We start from the raw sequence: 15,593 nt of genomic DNA on the forward strand, positions 1-15,593 counted from the left end.
AGCAATCCGATAGTTAGGCTATCGATGTTTGCCGACGTAGCTCAGGGGTAGAGCGCTTCCTTGGTAAGGAAGAGGTCACGAGTTCAATTCTCGTCGTTGGCTCTGGTTTAGTATAAAATTGAACACTAATATATAACTAAGATTAAATAAGTATTAATTATGGCAAAGGAAACTTATGATCGTTCCAAACCGCACCTTAATATTGGTACGATTGGACACGTGGATCACGGAAAAACTACTTTAACTGCAGCTATTACTAAAGTATTAGCTGATGCTGGATATTCTGAAGCTAGTGCATTCGATCAAATCGATAACGCTCCTGAGGAAAAAGAAAGAGGTATTACTATTAACTCTTCTCACGTAGAGTACGCGACTGCAAACCGTCACTATGCTCACGTTGACTGTCCAGGTCACGCCGATTACGTAAAGAACATGGTAACTGGTGCTGCTCAGATGGACGGTGCTATCCTTGTTGTAGCTGCGACTGATGGTCCTATGCCACAAACTCGTGAGCACATCCTTCTTGGTCGTCAGGTTGGTATTCCAAGAATCGTTGTGTTCTTAAACAAAGTTGACCTTGTAGATGATGAGGAGCTTCTTGAGCTAGTAGAAATGGAAGTAAGAGATCTTCTTTCTTTCTATGAGTATGATGGAGATAATGGTCCTGTAATTTCTGGATCTGCTCTAGGTGCTTTAGAAGGTGATGATAAATGGACTCAGTCTGTTTTAGATTTAATGGAAGCTGTAGATAGCTGGATCGAATTACCACAACGTGATGTGGATAAAGATTTCTTAATGCCTATCGAAGATGTATTCTCTATTACTGGTCGTGGTACTGTTGCAACTGGACGTATCGAAACTGGTGTAGCTAATACTGGAGATCCTGTAGAGATCATTGGTATGGGAGCTGGTAAATTAACTTCTACTATTACTGGGGTTGAGATGTTCCGTAAGATTCTTGATAGAGGTGAAGCTGGTGATAACGTAGGTCTTTTATTAAGAGGTATCGAGAAAACTCAGATCTCTAGAGGTATGGTAATCACTAAGCCTGGATCTGTAACTCCTCACGCTAAATTTAAGGCAGAGGTTTATATCCTTAAGAAAGAAGAAGGTGGGCGTCACACTCCATTCCATAATAACTACCGTCCTCAGTTCTACGTACGTACAACTGATGTAACAGGAACAATTAATCTTCCTGAAGGTGTAGAAATGGTAATGCCAGGTGATAACCTTACAATTACTGTTGAATTAATTCAGCCAATTGCAATGAATGTTGGTCTACGTTTCGCTATCCGTGAAGGTGGTAGAACTGTTGGTGCTGGTCAGGTAACTGAAATTTTAGACTAATTATAGTTTGAATATAAAAGGTATCCTGTGAAGAGCAGGATACCTTCTTTTATCATACGGGTTTAGCTCAGTTGGTAGAGCACTGGTCTCCAAAACCAGGTGTCGGGAGTTCGAGCCTCTCAACCCGTGCAAATACTTTTAGGAATGGCAGGAATTGCGAATTATATATCAGAGTCTTATAACGAATTGAAAAACCATGTTACCTGGACAAGTTGGCCTGAAGCTCAAAGGCTAACAATTCTTGTTGCAGTTTTTTCTATCATTTTCTCTTTAGCTATTTGGGGTGTTGATACGCTATTTAGCAATGTTATAGAGGGATATTTTGAATGGGTAAAATCGTAATCTAGTTATGGCAGACGTAAAGGATAAAAAATGGTATGTAGTTCGTGCCGTAAGTGGACAGGAAAATAAAGTAAAAGATTATATAGAGCGTGAAATTTCCCATATGGGTATGGAAGATTGGGTTGATCAAGTATTGGTTCCAACCGAGAAAGTTATCCAAATTAGAAATGGGAAAAAGATCAATAAAGAAAGAGTGTACTTTCCTGGATATATAATGGTTCAGGCTAACCTTGGAGGTGAAATCCCACACATTATAAAAGGAATTAATGGAGTAATTGGTTTCTTAGGAGAAACTAAAGGAGGTGATCCTGTTCCATTGAGACAATCAGAAGTTAATCGCATGCTTGGTAAAGTAGACGAATTGGCTGTGAAAACTGATAATGTAGCAATTCCTTTTACATTGGGAGAAACTATAAAGGTGATCGATGGTCCATTTAATGGTTTCAATGGAACTGTTGAGAAGATTAATGAAGAAAAGCGTAAGCTTGAAGTTATGGTTAAGATTTTTGGTAGAAAAACACCATTAGAACTTAGCTATATGCAAGTTGAGAAAATATAATTGTTACAAATTTTTTGATAGTTTTTTATTTGCTTCCACTTTAATAAACTATCTTCTAAAAATGTAAAAAATGGCAAAAGAAGTAAGTAAAGTTGTAAAACTACAAGTTCGCGGAGGTGCTGCTAACCCTTCACCACCAGTTGGACCTGCTTTGGGTGCTGCCGGAGTTAATATCATGGAATTCTGTAAGCAATTCAATGGTAGAACTCAGGATAAACAAGGTAAAGTGCTACCAGTAGCAATTACTGTTTATTCTGATAAGTCTTTTGATTTTGTTATCAAAACTCCTCCTGCAGCCGTACAGCTAATGGAAGCAGCAAAAACAAAAAAAGGTTCAGGAGAACCAAACAGAAAGAAAGTAGCAAGTGTATCTTGGGACCAGGTAAAAGTAATTGCAGAAGATAAAATGCAGGATTTAAATGCATTTACTGTAGAATCTGCAATGAAAATGGTAGCAGGTACAGCTCGTTCTATGGGAATAACAGTAAAGGGTGATGCACCGTTTTAATCCAAAAAGAATTTAGAAAATGGCAAAGTTGACTAAGAAACAAAAAGAAGCTCAATCTAAAATCGAAAAGGGTAAAGTCTATACGGTTGCTGAAGCTTCTGCTTTGATCAAAGAAGTTTCTAACGAAAGTTTTGATGCTTCAGTGGATTTAGCGGTTCGTTTAAATGTAGATCCTCGTAAAGCTAACCAAATGGTTAGAGGAGTTGTTACATTACCTCATGGAACTGGTAAAGATGTGAAGGTTCTTGCCTTAGTTACTCCAGATAAGGAGGAAGAAGCTAAGAATGCAGGAGCAGATTATGTTGGTCTTGACGAATACCTAGATAAAATTAAAGGTGGTTGGACAGATGTAGATGTAATTATCACGATGCCTAGCGTAATGGGTAAATTAGGACCATTAGGACGTGTATTAGGACCAAGAGGTCTTATGCCAAACCCTAAAACTGGTACTGTTACTATGGATATCGCTAAAGCCGTGTCTGATGTTAAAGCTGGTAAAATAGACTTTAAAGTTGATAAAACTGGTATTGTACATGCAGGTATTGGTAAGGTATCTTTTAATTCAGATAAAATCGCTGGTAACGCAAGAGAATTATTAACTACGCTTGTAAAACTAAAACCTCAGGCAGCTAAAGGTGTATACATTAAAAGTATTCACATGTCCAGTACAATGGGGCCTGGTCTAGCAATAGATACAAAAAGGTTTACTGAGCAATAATAAGGTATTATGACAAGAGAAGAAAAATCAAAAGTAATAGAAGATTTAACTGCCCAGTTAGCTGATACTTCAACTATCTATATTGCAGATATCTCAGGTTTAGATGCCGGAACAACCTCTAACTTACGTAGAGCTTGTTTTAAAGCTAATGTAAAACTTGCGGTAGTTAAGAATACGTTACTAACTAAAGCGATGGAAGCTTCAGATAAAGAGTTTGGAGATCTTCCTAGTACTTTAAAAGGTAACACCTCTATAATGATTGCTGAAACTGGTAATGCGCCAGCTAAAGTGATCAAAGAATTTAGAAAGAAAAACGAAAAGCCTATTCTTAAAGGTGCTTTTATTGATGAAGCAATCTATGTTGGAGATGAGTATCTAGATGCTCTTTCTAATATTAAATCTAAAGAAGAGGTTATTGGGGATATTGTTGGATTACTTCAATCTCCTGCTAAGAATGTTGTTTCTGCACTAAAATCTAGTGGTGGAAAACTCGCAGGTATCCTTAAAACTCTTTCAGAAAAAGAGGACTAGTATAGTACGCACTTTTTAATAATTATAACTTTTACAAAAATTTTAAAACGATAGAAAATGGCAGATTTAAAAGAATTCGCAGAACAATTAGTTAACTTAACAGTTAAAGAAGTTAATGAGTTAGCTGATATTTTAAAAGAAGAGTATGGTATTGAGCCTGCTGCTGCAGCTGTAGCTGTTGCTGGTGGAGCTGCTGGTGGTGCTGAAGACGCTGCTGAAGAGCAAACTGAATTTGATGTAATTCTTAAAGCTCCAGGAGGATCTAAGCTAGCTGTAGTAAAACTAGTAAAAGAATTAACAGGTCTTGGACTTAAAGATGCTAAGGAATTAGTTGATGGTGCTCCAAAACCAGTTAAAGAAGGAGTTGCTAAAGATGAAGCAGAAGCTTTAAAATCTCAATTAGAAGAAGCAGGAGCTGAGGTTGAGCTTAAATAAGCTTGACGAGAGCAATATTATTTAGGTTTAGACCTCAGGATACGCTCCTGAAGGTCTAAACCCTTTTTGCGTATATAGGGGCTTAGGCTTTTATCGCAACCATTTTTTATATAAATTATAATCCGTCCATTGATGTTAGCAAAGCAAACTGAAAGATTTAGTTTCTCTTCTGTAAAGAACAGACCTGATTATCCAGACTTTTTGGATATCCAGATCAAATCTTTCCAGGATTTCTTTCAATTAGAAACAAAATCAGAAGAGCGGGGAAATGAAGGTCTTTATAATACCTTCCTTGAAAACTTCCCAATTACGGATACCCGTAACCAATTTGTATTAGAATTTTTAGATTATTTTGTAGACCCACCAAGATATTCTATTCAAGAGTGTATTGAGCGCGGTCTTACTTATAGTGTGCCTTTAAAAGCTAGGCTAAAACTATACTGTACGGATCCGGAGCATGAGGATTTTGAAACCATCGTTCAGGATGTTTATTTAGGAACTATTCCTTATATGACTCCTAGTGGTACTTTTTGTATTAACGGAGCAGAGCGTGTTGTTGTTTCGCAGCTTCACCGTTCTCCAGGAGTATTCTTTGGACAATCTTTCCACGCAAATGGAACAAAATTATATTCTGCCAGAGTAATTCCATTTAAAGGATCATGGATAGAATTTGCTACCGATATTAATAGCGTGATGTATGCTTATATCGATAGAAAGAAAAAATTACCTGTAACTACACTTTTCCGCGCAATTGGATTTGAGCGCGATAAAGATATTCTTGAAATCTTTGATCTTGCAGAAGAAGTTAAAGTTTCAAAAACAGGACTTAAAAAAGTATTAGGTAGAAAATTGGCCGCTCGTGTTCTTAACACATGGTACGAAGATTTCGTGGATGAAGATACTGGAGAAGTTGTATCAATTGAGCGTAATGAGATTGTTTTAGATCGTGATACCGAGTTAGACAAGGATCACATAGAAGAAATCCTCGAAACGGGAACTAAAACAATTCTTCTTCATAAAGAAGATAATTCTACTGGTGATTATGCTATAATTCATAATACACTTCAAAAAGATCCAACAAACTCTGAAAAAGAGGCGGTAGAGCATATTTATCGTCAATTGCGTAATGCTGAACCGCCAGATGAGGAAACTGCACGAGGAATAATCGATAAGTTATTCTTCTCAGATCAGCGTTATAGTTTAGGAGAAGTTGGTCGTTATAGAATGAACAAAAAACTTGGTCTTGATGTTGCTATGGATAAGCAGGTGCTTACCAAAGAAGATATCATTACCATTGTAAAATATTTAATTGAGTTAATTAACTCTAAAGCAGAGATCGATGATATCGATCACTTATCTAACCGTCGTGTTAGAACTGTAGGAGAGCAATTATCTCAGCAATTTGGTGTTGGTCTTGCACGTATGGCTCGTACTATTCGTGAAAGAATGAACGTTAGAGATAATGAGGTGTTTACGCCTATTGATCTTATTAATGCAAAGACATTGTCTTCTGTAATTAATTCATTCTTTGGTACCAACCAGCTTTCTCAGTTTATGGATCAAACAAATCCATTAGCTGAGATTACTCATAAGCGTCGTCTGTCTGCATTAGGACCTGGTGGTCTTTCCAGAGAGCGTGCTGGTTTCGAGGTTCGTGACGTTCACTATACTCACTACGGAAGATTATGTCCTATTGAGACTCCTGAGGGTCCTAACATTGGTCTTATTTCTTCGCTTTCGGTATATGCCAAGGTAAACGGAATGGGCTTCATCGAAACTCCATATAGAACTGTAGAAGAAGGTAAAATCAATATTTCTGAAGAGCCTATATATCTAAGCGCAGAGGAAGAGGAAGGAAAGAAAATTGCTCAGGCAAATATTCCTTTAGGAGAAGATGGTACCATCGATACAGAAAAAGTTATTGCTCGTATGGAAGGTGACTTCCCGGTTGTAGATCCTAAAGAGGTTCATTATACCGACGTTGCACCAAACCAGATTTCATCAATTTCAGCATCATTAATTCCGTTCTTAGAACATGATGATGCGAACCGTGCATTGATGGGATCTAACATGATGCGTCAGGCAGTTCCATTGTTAAGAGCAGATTCTCCAATCGTTGGAACAGGATTGGAAAGACAAGTGGCTACAGATTCTCGTGTATTAATTAATGCTGAAGGAGAAGGTGAAGTAGAGTATGTAGACGCACAAAAAATTACAATCAAGTACGATCGTACCGAGGAAGAAAGAATGGTAAGTTTCGATTCTGATTCTAAAACTTACGATCTTATTAAATTCCGTAAAACCAACCAGGGAACTTCTATTAACCTTAAGCCAATTGTTAGCGTAGGAGATAGAGTAACTAAAGGTCAGGTATTATGTCAGGGTTATGCAACCGATAAAGGTGAATTAGCGCTTGGACGTAATATGAAAGTTGCCTTTATGCCTTGGAAAGGATATAACTTTGAGGATGCGATTGTAATTTCAGAAAAAGTTGTAAGAGACGATATCTTTACTTCTATACATATTGACGAATATTCTTTAGAGGTTCGTGATACTAAATTAGGTAACGAAGAGCTTACTAACGATATTCCTAATGTTTCTGAAGATGCTACTAAGGATCTTGATGAACATGGTATGATTAGAGTAGGTGCTGAGGTGAAGCCTGGAGATATTCTTATTGGTAAGATCACTCCTAAAGGAGAAAGTGATCCTACACCAGAAGAAAAACTTCTTAGAGCGATCTTTGGTGATAAAGCAGGAGATGTTAAAGATGCTTCGCTAAAAGCTTCACCATCATTAAGTGGTGTGGTAATTAACAAGAAGTTATTTGCTCGTGCAATTAAAGATAAGCGTAAAAGAGCACAGGATAAAGAAGATGTTGCTGTTTTAGAGAAAAAGTACGAAGCTAAATTTGCAGTGCTTAAATCTCAACTAGTAGATAAATTATTTGCTATCGTAGGTGGAAAAACAGCTCAGGGTGTACAAAACGATCTAGGAGAAGAGGTATTACCTAAAGGTAAGAAGTATACATTAAAGATGTTAAACTCTGTAGATGACTATACTCACCTTACTCAGGGAACCTGGACAACAGATGATCACACAAATGCACTTGTAGCAGATCTTCTACATAACTATAAAATTAAAGAGAACGATCTTCAGGGTAACTTAAGAAGAGAGAAATTTACAATTTCAGTAGGAGATGAGCTTCCATCGGGAATCTTAAAACTTGCAAAAGTTTATATCGCTAAGAAACGTAAACTTAAAGTAGGTGATAAGATGGCAGGACGTCACGGTAACAAAGGTATTGTTGCACGTATCGTTCGTCAGGAAGATATGCCATTCTTAGATGATGGAACACCAGTTGATATTGTATTGAATCCACTTGGGGTACCTTCTCGTATGAACATTGGTCAGATTTATGAAACTGTTCTTGGATGGGCAGGTCAAAAATTAGGTAAGAAGTATGCAACACCGATTTTTGATGGAGCTTCACTAGACAAGATCAATGAATTAACAGACGAAGCAGGAATTCCGCGTTTTGGTCACACTTATCTATTTGATGGCGGTACTGGTGAGCGTTTTGATCAAAGAGCTACAGTAGGTGTAATTTATATGCTGAAATTAGGTCACATGATCGATGATAAAATGCACGCTCGTTCAATTGGGCCATACTCTCTTATTACTCAGCAACCACTTGGTGGTAAAGCTCAGTTTGGAGGTCAGCGTTTTGGTGAGATGGAGGTTTGGGCTCTTGAGGCATACGGTGCTTCAAGTACCTTAAGAGAAATCTTAACCGTAAAATCTGATGACGTGATAGGAAGGGCTAAAACGTACGAAAGTATCGTTAAAGGAGAGCCTATGCCAGAACCAGGATTACCAGAATCTTTCAATGTATTAATGCATGAGTTGAAAGGTCTTGGACTGGATTTAAAATTAGAAGAATAAAACACTGTTTTTTGGAGCGGCTATAAGTCGCTCCGATCTTCAGTATTTTCACAATAATTAGATAGCAGCATTTATTATGGCTAGAAATAATGATAAGAATACAGTACAGAGATTTAATCAAATCTCTATCGGTTTAGCTTCTCCTGAGTCTATCCTCGCAGAATCTCGCGGTGAAGTTCTTAAACCGGAAACTATCAATTATCGTACGCACAAACCAGAGCGTGACGGATTGTTCTGTGAGCGTATTTTTGGTCCTGTTAAGGATTACGAATGTGCCTGCGGAAAATATAAAAGAATACGTTACAAAGGGATCGTGTGTGACCGTTGTGGTGTAGAAGTAACAGAAAAGAAAGTTCGTAGAGACCGTGTTGGGCACATCAATTTGGTAGTTCCTGTAGCTCATATCTGGTATTTCCGTTCTTTACCAAATAAAATAGGGTATTTACTAGGTCTTCCTTCTAAGAAATTAGATATGATCATTTACTACGAGAGATACGTAGTGATCCAGCCTGGTAATGCCAAAAATGAGAATGGAGATCCTCTAAAGAAAATGGATTTCTTAACTGAAGAAGAATATCTTAATATCTTAGATGAACTTCCTCAGGAAAATTTATATTTAGAAGACAGCGACCCAAATAAGTTTATCGCTAAAATGGGAGCTGAATGTCTTATCGAAATTCTAAAAAGAATAGATCTTAATGAACTTTCTTACGAATTAAGACATAAGGCAAATAACGAAACTTCTAAACAACGTAAAACTGAAGCATTAAAACGTCTTCAAGTTGTAGAAGCACTTCGTGATGCAAATAAAAACCGTGAGAATTTACCAGAATGGATGATCATGAAGGTTATCCCGGTAATTCCACCAGAATTAAGACCTCTTGTACCTCTAGATGGTGGTCGTTTCGCAACTTCAGATCTTAACGATCTTTATAGAAGGGTGATTATTCGTAACAACCGTCTTAAGCGTTTAATGGAAATTAAAGCTCCAGAAGTAATTTTACGTAACGAAAAACGTATGCTTCAGGAATCTGTAGATTCATTATTCGATAACACAAGAAAGTCTTCAGCAGTAAAAACTGATTCTAACCGTCCGCTTAAATCTCTTTCAGATTCATTAAAAGGTAAGCAAGGACGTTTTCGTCAAAACTTACTTGGTAAGCGTGTGGATTATTCAGCACGTTCAGTAATCGTTGTGGGGCCAGAACTTAAAATGTTTGAGTGTGGTCTTCCAAAGAATATGGCGGCAGAACTTTACAAGCCTTTCGTAATTAGAAAATTAATTGAAAGAGGTATTGTAAAAACAGTAAAATCTGCGAAAAAGATTATAGATAAGAAAGAGCCTGTGGTATGGGATATCTTAGAAAATGTTCTTAAAGGACATCCTGTATTGCTAAACCGTGCTCCTACGCTTCACCGTCTTGGTATCCAGGCATTCCAGCCTAAACTTATCGAGGGTAAAGCGATACAATTACACCCATTAGCATGTACGGCATTTAACGCCGATTTTGATGGGGATCAAATGGCGGTGCATTTACCGCTTGGGCCAGAGGCTATTTTAGAAGCACAGTTATTAATGTTAGCTTCTCACAATATCCTTAACCCTGCTAATGGTTCTCCTATTACGGTACCTTCTCAGGATATGGTTCTTGGTCTTTATTATATGACCAAACTTAAAAGATCTACAGAAGAAGAACCTGTTTTAGGAGAAGGATTAACTTTCTATTCTGCTGAAGAAGTTGTAATTGCTTACAACCAGAAGAGAGTAGATCTTAACGCTCCTATTAAAATTAGAGCAAAAGATTATAACGAAGAAGGAGAGTTAGTTTACCAAATTATAGAATCTACAGTAGGTAGAGTTCTATTTAACGAGACTGTACCAGAAGTAGCTGGTTATATTAACGAGGTACTTACTAAAAAATCTCTTCGTGAAATTATTGGTAAGATCCTTAAGTTAACAAGTGTTCCTGAAACTTCAGAATTCCTTGATAAGATTAAATCTCTTGGATATGGATTCGCTTTCCGTGGTGGATTGTCTTTCAGTTTAGGTGATATTATTATCCCTGCTGAAAAACAAACAATGATCGACGAAGCTAACGAGCAGGTAGAAGGTATTATAGGTAACTATAACATGGGGCTTATTACCAATAACGAACGTTATAACCAGGTTATTGATATCTGGACTTCTACAAATGCCGGTCTTACTGAATTAGCGATGAAGCGAATTCGTGAAGATAAGCAAGGATTTAACTCGGTATTCATGATGCTTGATTCTGGAGCTCGTGGATCTAAAGAGCAGATTCGTCAGCTTACTGGTATGCGTGGTCTTATGGCAAAACCTAAGAAATCTAACTCTGGTGGAGGTGAAATTATCGAAAACCCGATTCTTTCTAACTTTAAGGAAGGTCTTTCGATTCTTGAATACTTTATCTCTACTCACGGTGCTCGTAAAGGTCTTGCGGATACGGCACTTAAAACTGCCGATGCTGGTTACTTAACTCGTCGTTTGGTAGATGTTTCTCAGGATGTGATCGTGAATGAAGAAGACTGTGGAACATTAAGAGGTGTAGAAGTTAGACCACTTAAAAAGAACGAAGAGATCGTAGAATCTCTTGGAGAAAGAATATTAGGACGTATTTCTTTAAATGATGTTTATAACCCAACTTCAGATGAATTGATCGTTGAAGCTGGAGCAGAGATCACCGAGGAAATCGTTGAAATGATTGAAAAAGCACCAATCGAAAGTGTAGAGGTGCGTTCACCACTTACCTGTGAAGCGAAGAAAGGTATTTGTGTTAACTGTTACGGTCGTAACCTTGCCACAAATAAACTTGTTCAAAGAGGTGAAGCTGTAGGTGTTGTAGCTGCTCAGTCTATTGGTGAGCCTGGTACACAGCTTACGCTACGTACCTTCCACGTTGGAGGTATTGCAGGAAACATTTCAGAAGAAAACAAACTTATCACTAAGTTTGATGGTATCGCTGAAATCGATGATCTTAAAGTTGTTAAAGGAGAAGCTCCAGATGGTAGTACTTCTGATATCGTAATTTCTCGTACCGCAGAGATTAAGGTTAAGGACAAGAAAACAGGCGTTGTTCTAAGTACGAATAACATTCCTTATGGTTCCGAAATCTTTATCGAAAACGGAGTAGAGATCGAAAAAGGTACTACAGTATGTCAGTGGGATCCATATAACGGTGTGATCATTTCTGAATTTGCTGGTAAGATCAAGTACGAAAACGTAGAACAAGGTGTTACTTATCAGGTAGAGATCGATGAGCAAACAGGATTCCAGGAAAAAGTAATTTCTGAATCTCGTAACAAAAAACTTATCCCAACCTTGCATATTCTAGGTAAGAAAGACGAAGTAATTCGCTCTTATAACTTACCAGTAGGTGCTCACCTTATGGTAGATAACGCTGAGAAAATTGGAGTTGGTAAGATTTTAGTGAAGATTCCTCGTAAATCATCTAAAGCGGGTGATATTACCGGTGGTCTTCCAAGGGTGACCGAGCTTTTCGAAGCACGTAACCCATCTAATCCAGCTGTAGTTTCAGAAATTGATGGTGTTGTTTCGTTTGGTAAGATTAAACGTGGTAACCGTGAAATTATCGTTGAGTCTAAATTAGGAGAGGTGAAGAAGTACTTAGTTAAACTTTCTAACCAAATCTTAGTTCAGGAAAATGATTATGTTCGTGCCGGTATGCCACTTTCTGATGGATCTATTACTCCAGAAGATATCCTTAACATTAAAGGGCCGAACGCAGTACAGCAGTATCTTGTAAATGAAGTACAGGAAGTATATCGACTACAAGGGGTGAAGATTAACGATAAGCACTTTGAGGTTGTTGTGCGCCAGATGATGCGTAAAGTAAGAATCGTTGATCCAGGAGATACTATTTTCTTAGAAAATCAATTAGTTCATAAATCAGACTTTATCGAAGAAAACGATAAGATCTTTGGAATGAAAGTAATTGAAGATGCTGGAGATTCAGAAAACCTAAAACCAGGACAAATCGTTTCTCTAAGAGAGCTAAGAGACGAAAATTCTCAGCTTAGAAGAGAAGATAAGAATCTGGCTTCAGCAAGAGACGTTGTTGCAGCAACTGCAACTCCGGTTCTTCAGGGTATTACAAGAGCATCACTTCAAACGAAGTCATTTATCTCTGCTGCATCCTTCCAGGAAACTACTAAGGTATTGAACGAAGCTGCTGTAAGCGGTAAGATCGATTCTTTAGAAGGACTTAAGGAAAATGTAATTGTAGGACATAGAATCCCTGCAGGTACAGGTATGCGTAAATACGATAGCATTATTGTTGGTTCTAAAGAAGAATTTGACGAAATGCTAGAGAAAAAGCAGGAAGTTAATTATAACTAATAACGAAGTTCTAGATAAAGAACATACGTGGTAAATAGCAAAATCCCGTCTTGATAAATTCAACGACGGGATTTTTTGTATTTTTAAAGAAATAATTAGATCGGGAATTGTTGAAAATCGATATTTTAACCCATTATTTATTCTGAAAAGAAATTAAGTCTCTCGATAATTGAAAAAAACATTTAAAGATGAGTGAAGAGAAGAAGCCGAAACAAGGCCAGATTAATATTGAATTAGATGAAGCTGTTGCTGAAGGAACCTATTCTAATCTTGCCATAATAAATCATTCTATCTCAGAATTTGTGGTAGATTTTGTGAATATTATGCCGGGGAAACCCAAAAGTAAGGTGAAAAGCAGAATTATTCTTACACCGCAGCACGCAAAACGCTTTTTAAAAGCATTAGCGGATAATGTAGAACGATTTGAGAAACAACACGGTGAAATAAAAGATTACGAAAAATCACCAATTCCAATGAATTTTGGTCCAACAGGGCAAGCTTAAAGGATGTCCTGAAATTATATAATATTAGCCTTCAGATTCGATAAATTTGGAGGCTTTTGTATTTTTATTCATTTCTGTAGGATCTTCCTTGGATCTATGGAAGATGAGATCTAGCATAGAAAGTTTGTAATTTGATAACAAGAGAAGTATCATTTCAAAAATAAATAGGCTAAGATATATGGGAATGATGAAATTCAAGATATTAAGAAAACCATAAAAACCATTTTTCCAGTTATTAGAATTTTCTTGATAGAAAAAGCCCTCAAGCACGGCAGTTTGCCAATACATATGGCTGGATTCCATTACGAGGCTATTTTCTGCTTTATACATGGCTTTTAGAGTGTTGTAACGATCTGTTTGATATTTTACCACTCTGCCTTTGATCTTTGGATCCGTAAATTCTTCAACTATAATTGTTTTCGATCCTCGTTCATCTGTAATATTCTCCAGACTTAGTTCTTTTTGGTCTGTTGCCCTTGTTGTGAAACCAATATAGCTACCATGATCTGATGGTAATAGATCATTTCTGATATATTTAGAAGAAAAACCACCAATCATAAAGTATATGAAAATAACAGGCATTACTAGTAGATAATGGAAAGGTTTTCTTGAAAAGGCTAAAGTTATCACTCCTAATAGTAACGAAGTAAGTCCGCAAAGTAATGAACATAAGAGTATAGCACTTATATTCTCCAAACTCCAATGAAAGTTAAATATCACTACTATGGACGTAACTGAGATAAGCATGAATGCTGTTCCAGCTAAAAATAAAATGAGATTTGAGAGTATAGTTTGTTCTCTCAATTCTTCAATTTTTCGGATTATTTCGTTTAAGAAAGATTTCTTCAAAATCACTTATACTGGCTAAAATATAACTTTGCCTGTTTCATAACTCTAGGCGCAAGTATCAATGTGGAGATCATGGTAGGAATCGCCATTAATGCAAAGAAACCATCAATAAGATTCAGGATAATACTTTGCTCTGTAGTGGCGCCAAGCATAATACTAATAATGTAAAAATAGTTGTACCAATGCTTATGTTTTGCTCCAATTAGGAATGAAAGACATTTGGTTCCGTAGTAAGAATATGAAAACAAAGAAGAAATACTAAAAGCAGCGATACAAATTAGTAGAAGATAAGGTCCAAAAACCGGGATAGAATCACCAAATGCTTTAGCGGTTAAAGCAACACCGCTAGCTTCACTGGTTTGCCAGACGCCCGTAACCAAAATTGTAAGTGCAGTTAATGTACAAACCACCAATGTATCTATTGCTGGCCCAAGCATTGCTACCAGTCCTTCACGAATAGGCTGAGAGGTTTTACTAGCACCGTGAGCCATAGTTGCAGTACCAATACCCGCTTCGTTAGAAAATGCGCCGCGACGTATCCCAAGTAGAATCAATCCGCCTAACAAGCCGCCAAAAAGAGGATCTCCTTGATAATTATTTGCAGCAAAAGCATCTGTGAAAATTAGAGAAATATACTGCGGAAGTTGTTCAAAATTGATAAATAGAATCGCTAAAACTGAAAAGAAGTAAAGCACTACCATCGCCGGAACAAGTTTAGAAACCGTTCGGCTAATTCGATATAAACCACCTAGAACCACGATGGAGGTAATGATCGTAAGAATAACACCAATGGAAAAATTAGAAACGTTTCCAGTAGCGATTCCGTTTGGTTCTAAAAGTATTGAATTGATCGCTTTGGTAAGCTGATTTACATTGAAAATAGGCAGTGCACCAATAAGACCGGCCACACTAAAAAAGATGCCCAGAAACTTCCATTTTCGGCCCAGACCTTCTACAATAAAATACATCACACCACCCTGAATTTTTCCTTCAGAATCTTTACCACGGTACATGACTGCCAGTGTATTGGTGAAAAATTTGGTTGCCATTCCTACAACGGCGCTCACCCAAAGCCAAAAAACAGCACCCGGGCCACCTACTGCAATGGCGACAGCAACACCGGCAATGTTTCCCATTCCCACCGTACTACTTAAAGCCGTAGCTAAAGCCTGAAAGTGATTAATTTCACCCGGATCGTTAGGATCGTCATACTTACCTTTTAAAAGATCGATAGAATGACCTAAATATCGAAACGGAAGAAATTTAGAGTAAATCAGTAAAAATATTCCACCGCCAATAAGCAAGATAACCAATGGCAATCCCCAAACGGCAGAGGCAAAATCTGCGACAAACTTGTCGATACTTTCCATAATTCAGCTTTATGCCGAAAATATAGTAAATAAACAGCTATTCTTGATCGTTTAAGGCTAAGTTTCGTGAATATTTCAATTTAATTTTTTTGAATATTCATAATACAT

12 protein-coding genes and 2 tRNA genes are annotated in these 15,593 nt (G+C 37.4%); 12 read left to right on the forward strand and 2 right to left on the reverse strand.

Features of this window, described 5'->3' with window-relative positions; genetic code table 11:
- Nucleotides 1–30: 30 nt before the first annotated feature.
- From INR75_RS09560 to INR75_RS09615, 12 genes are all read left to right on the forward strand, one after another.
- Nucleotides 31–102: transfer RNA gene (locus INR75_RS09560), tRNA-Thr, on the forward strand.
- Nucleotides 103–159: 57 nt separating this feature from the next.
- Nucleotides 160–1,347, forward strand: a complete 1,188-nt coding sequence (tuf, locus tag INR75_RS09565; RefSeq protein WP_092544145.1) for an elongation factor Tu — start codon at nucleotides 160–162, stop codon at nucleotides 1,345–1,347.
- A 56-nt stretch (nucleotides 1,348–1,403) separates the two neighbouring features.
- Nucleotides 1,404–1,476, forward strand: a tRNA-Trp gene (locus INR75_RS09570).
- Nucleotides 1,477–1,491: 15 nt separating this feature from the next.
- Entirely contained in the window at nucleotides 1,492–1,689 is a 198-nt protein-coding gene (gene secE / locus INR75_RS09575) for a preprotein translocase subunit SecE (RefSeq protein WP_092544147.1), read from the forward strand.
- 7 nt (nucleotides 1,690–1,696) lie between these two features.
- Nucleotides 1,697–2,248, forward strand: a complete 552-nt coding sequence (nusG, locus tag INR75_RS09580; protein ID WP_092544149.1) for a transcription termination/antitermination protein NusG — start codon at nucleotides 1,697–1,699, stop codon at nucleotides 2,246–2,248.
- Between the two features lie 70 nt (nucleotides 2,249–2,318).
- The gene (rplK, locus tag INR75_RS09585) at nucleotides 2,319–2,756 is read left to right on the forward strand and encodes a 50S ribosomal protein L11 (protein ID WP_092544151.1); all 438 of its coding nucleotides are present in this window, start codon (nucleotides 2,319–2,321) and stop codon (nucleotides 2,754–2,756) included.
- Between the two features lie 19 nt (nucleotides 2,757–2,775).
- Nucleotides 2,776–3,474, forward strand: a complete 699-nt coding sequence (gene rplA / locus INR75_RS09590) for a 50S ribosomal protein L1 (protein WP_223091723.1) — start codon at nucleotides 2,776–2,778, stop codon at nucleotides 3,472–3,474.
- 9 nt (nucleotides 3,475–3,483) lie between these two features.
- Nucleotides 3,484–4,005, forward strand: a complete 522-nt coding sequence (gene rplJ, locus INR75_RS09595; RefSeq protein ID WP_092544155.1) for a 50S ribosomal protein L10 — start codon at nucleotides 3,484–3,486, stop codon at nucleotides 4,003–4,005.
- 57 nt (nucleotides 4,006–4,062) lie between these two features.
- Nucleotides 4,063–4,440, forward strand: a complete 378-nt coding sequence (rplL, locus tag INR75_RS09600; RefSeq protein ID WP_223091724.1) for a 50S ribosomal protein L7/L12 — start codon at nucleotides 4,063–4,065, stop codon at nucleotides 4,438–4,440.
- Between the two features lie 132 nt (nucleotides 4,441–4,572).
- The gene (gene rpoB, locus INR75_RS09605; RefSeq protein WP_223091725.1) at nucleotides 4,573–8,385 is read left to right on the forward strand and encodes a DNA-directed RNA polymerase subunit beta; all 3,813 of its coding nucleotides are present in this window, start codon (nucleotides 4,573–4,575) and stop codon (nucleotides 8,383–8,385) included.
- 76 nt (nucleotides 8,386–8,461) lie between these two features.
- Nucleotides 8,462–12,763 (forward strand): DNA-directed RNA polymerase subunit beta', encoded by a 4,302-nt coding sequence (gene rpoC / locus INR75_RS09610; RefSeq protein ID WP_092544161.1) that lies wholly within the window; start codon nucleotides 8,462–8,464, stop codon nucleotides 12,761–12,763.
- A gap of 188 nt (nucleotides 12,764–12,951) precedes the next feature.
- Nucleotides 12,952–13,266, forward strand: a complete 315-nt coding sequence (locus INR75_RS09615) for a DUF3467 domain-containing protein (protein WP_084839970.1) — start codon at nucleotides 12,952–12,954, stop codon at nucleotides 13,264–13,266.
- Between the two features lie 24 nt (nucleotides 13,267–13,290).
- On the opposite strand, the gene INR75_RS09620 is transcribed toward INR75_RS09615, so the two are convergent.
- Together INR75_RS09620 and INR75_RS09625 are read right to left on the reverse strand one after the other, a co-directional pair.
- On the reverse strand, nucleotides 13,291–13,848 hold the full coding sequence (locus INR75_RS09620; RefSeq protein WP_223091726.1) for a hypothetical protein: 558 nt from the start codon (nucleotides 13,846–13,848) through the stop codon (nucleotides 13,291–13,293).
- 269 nt (nucleotides 13,849–14,117) lie between these two features.
- Nucleotides 14,118–15,485 (reverse strand): sodium:alanine symporter family protein, encoded by a 1,368-nt coding sequence (locus tag INR75_RS09625; RefSeq protein ID WP_223091727.1) that lies wholly within the window; start codon nucleotides 15,483–15,485, stop codon nucleotides 14,118–14,120.
- Nucleotides 15,486–15,593 lie beyond the last annotated feature (108 nt).

It is taken from the genome of Zunongwangia sp. SCSIO 43204, from assembly GCF_019904275.1.
In the GTDB taxonomy this organism is placed as follows: domain Bacteria; phylum Bacteroidota; class Bacteroidia; order Flavobacteriales; family Flavobacteriaceae; genus Zunongwangia; species Zunongwangia mangrovi.

Excerpts from the sequence above, each read along its gene's own strand:
- tuf (WP_092544145.1), top strand. The coding sequence starts at position 160 with ATGGCAAAGGAAACTTATGATCGTTCCAAACCGCACCTTAATATTGGT.
- secE (WP_092544147.1), top strand. The coding sequence starts at position 1,492 with ATGGCAGGAATTGCGAATTATATATCAGAGTCTTATAACGAATTGAAA.
- nusG (WP_092544149.1), top strand. The coding sequence starts at position 1,697 with ATGGCAGACGTAAAGGATAAAAAATGGTATGTAGTTCGTGCCGTAAGT.
- rplK (WP_092544151.1), top strand. The coding sequence starts at position 2,319 with ATGGCAAAAGAAGTAAGTAAAGTTGTAAAACTACAAGTTCGCGGAGGT.
- rplA (WP_223091723.1), top strand. The coding sequence starts at position 2,776 with ATGGCAAAGTTGACTAAGAAACAAAAAGAAGCTCAATCTAAAATCGAA.
- rplJ (WP_092544155.1), top strand. The coding sequence starts at position 3,484 with ATGACAAGAGAAGAAAAATCAAAAGTAATAGAAGATTTAACTGCCCAG.
- rplL (WP_223091724.1), top strand. The coding sequence starts at position 4,063 with ATGGCAGATTTAAAAGAATTCGCAGAACAATTAGTTAACTTAACAGTT.
- rpoB (WP_223091725.1), top strand. The coding sequence starts at position 4,573 with ATGTTAGCAAAGCAAACTGAAAGATTTAGTTTCTCTTCTGTAAAGAAC.
- rpoC (WP_092544161.1), top strand. The coding sequence starts at position 8,462 with ATGGCTAGAAATAATGATAAGAATACAGTACAGAGATTTAATCAAATC.
- INR75_RS09615 (WP_084839970.1), top strand. The coding sequence starts at position 12,952 with ATGAGTGAAGAGAAGAAGCCGAAACAAGGCCAGATTAATATTGAATTA.
- INR75_RS09620 (WP_223091726.1), bottom strand. The coding sequence starts at position 13,848 with ATGCCTGTTATTTTCATATACTTTATGATTGGTGGTTTTTCTTCTAAA.
- INR75_RS09625 (WP_223091727.1), bottom strand. The coding sequence starts at position 15,485 with ATGGAAAGTATCGACAAGTTTGTCGCAGATTTTGCCTCTGCCGTTTGG.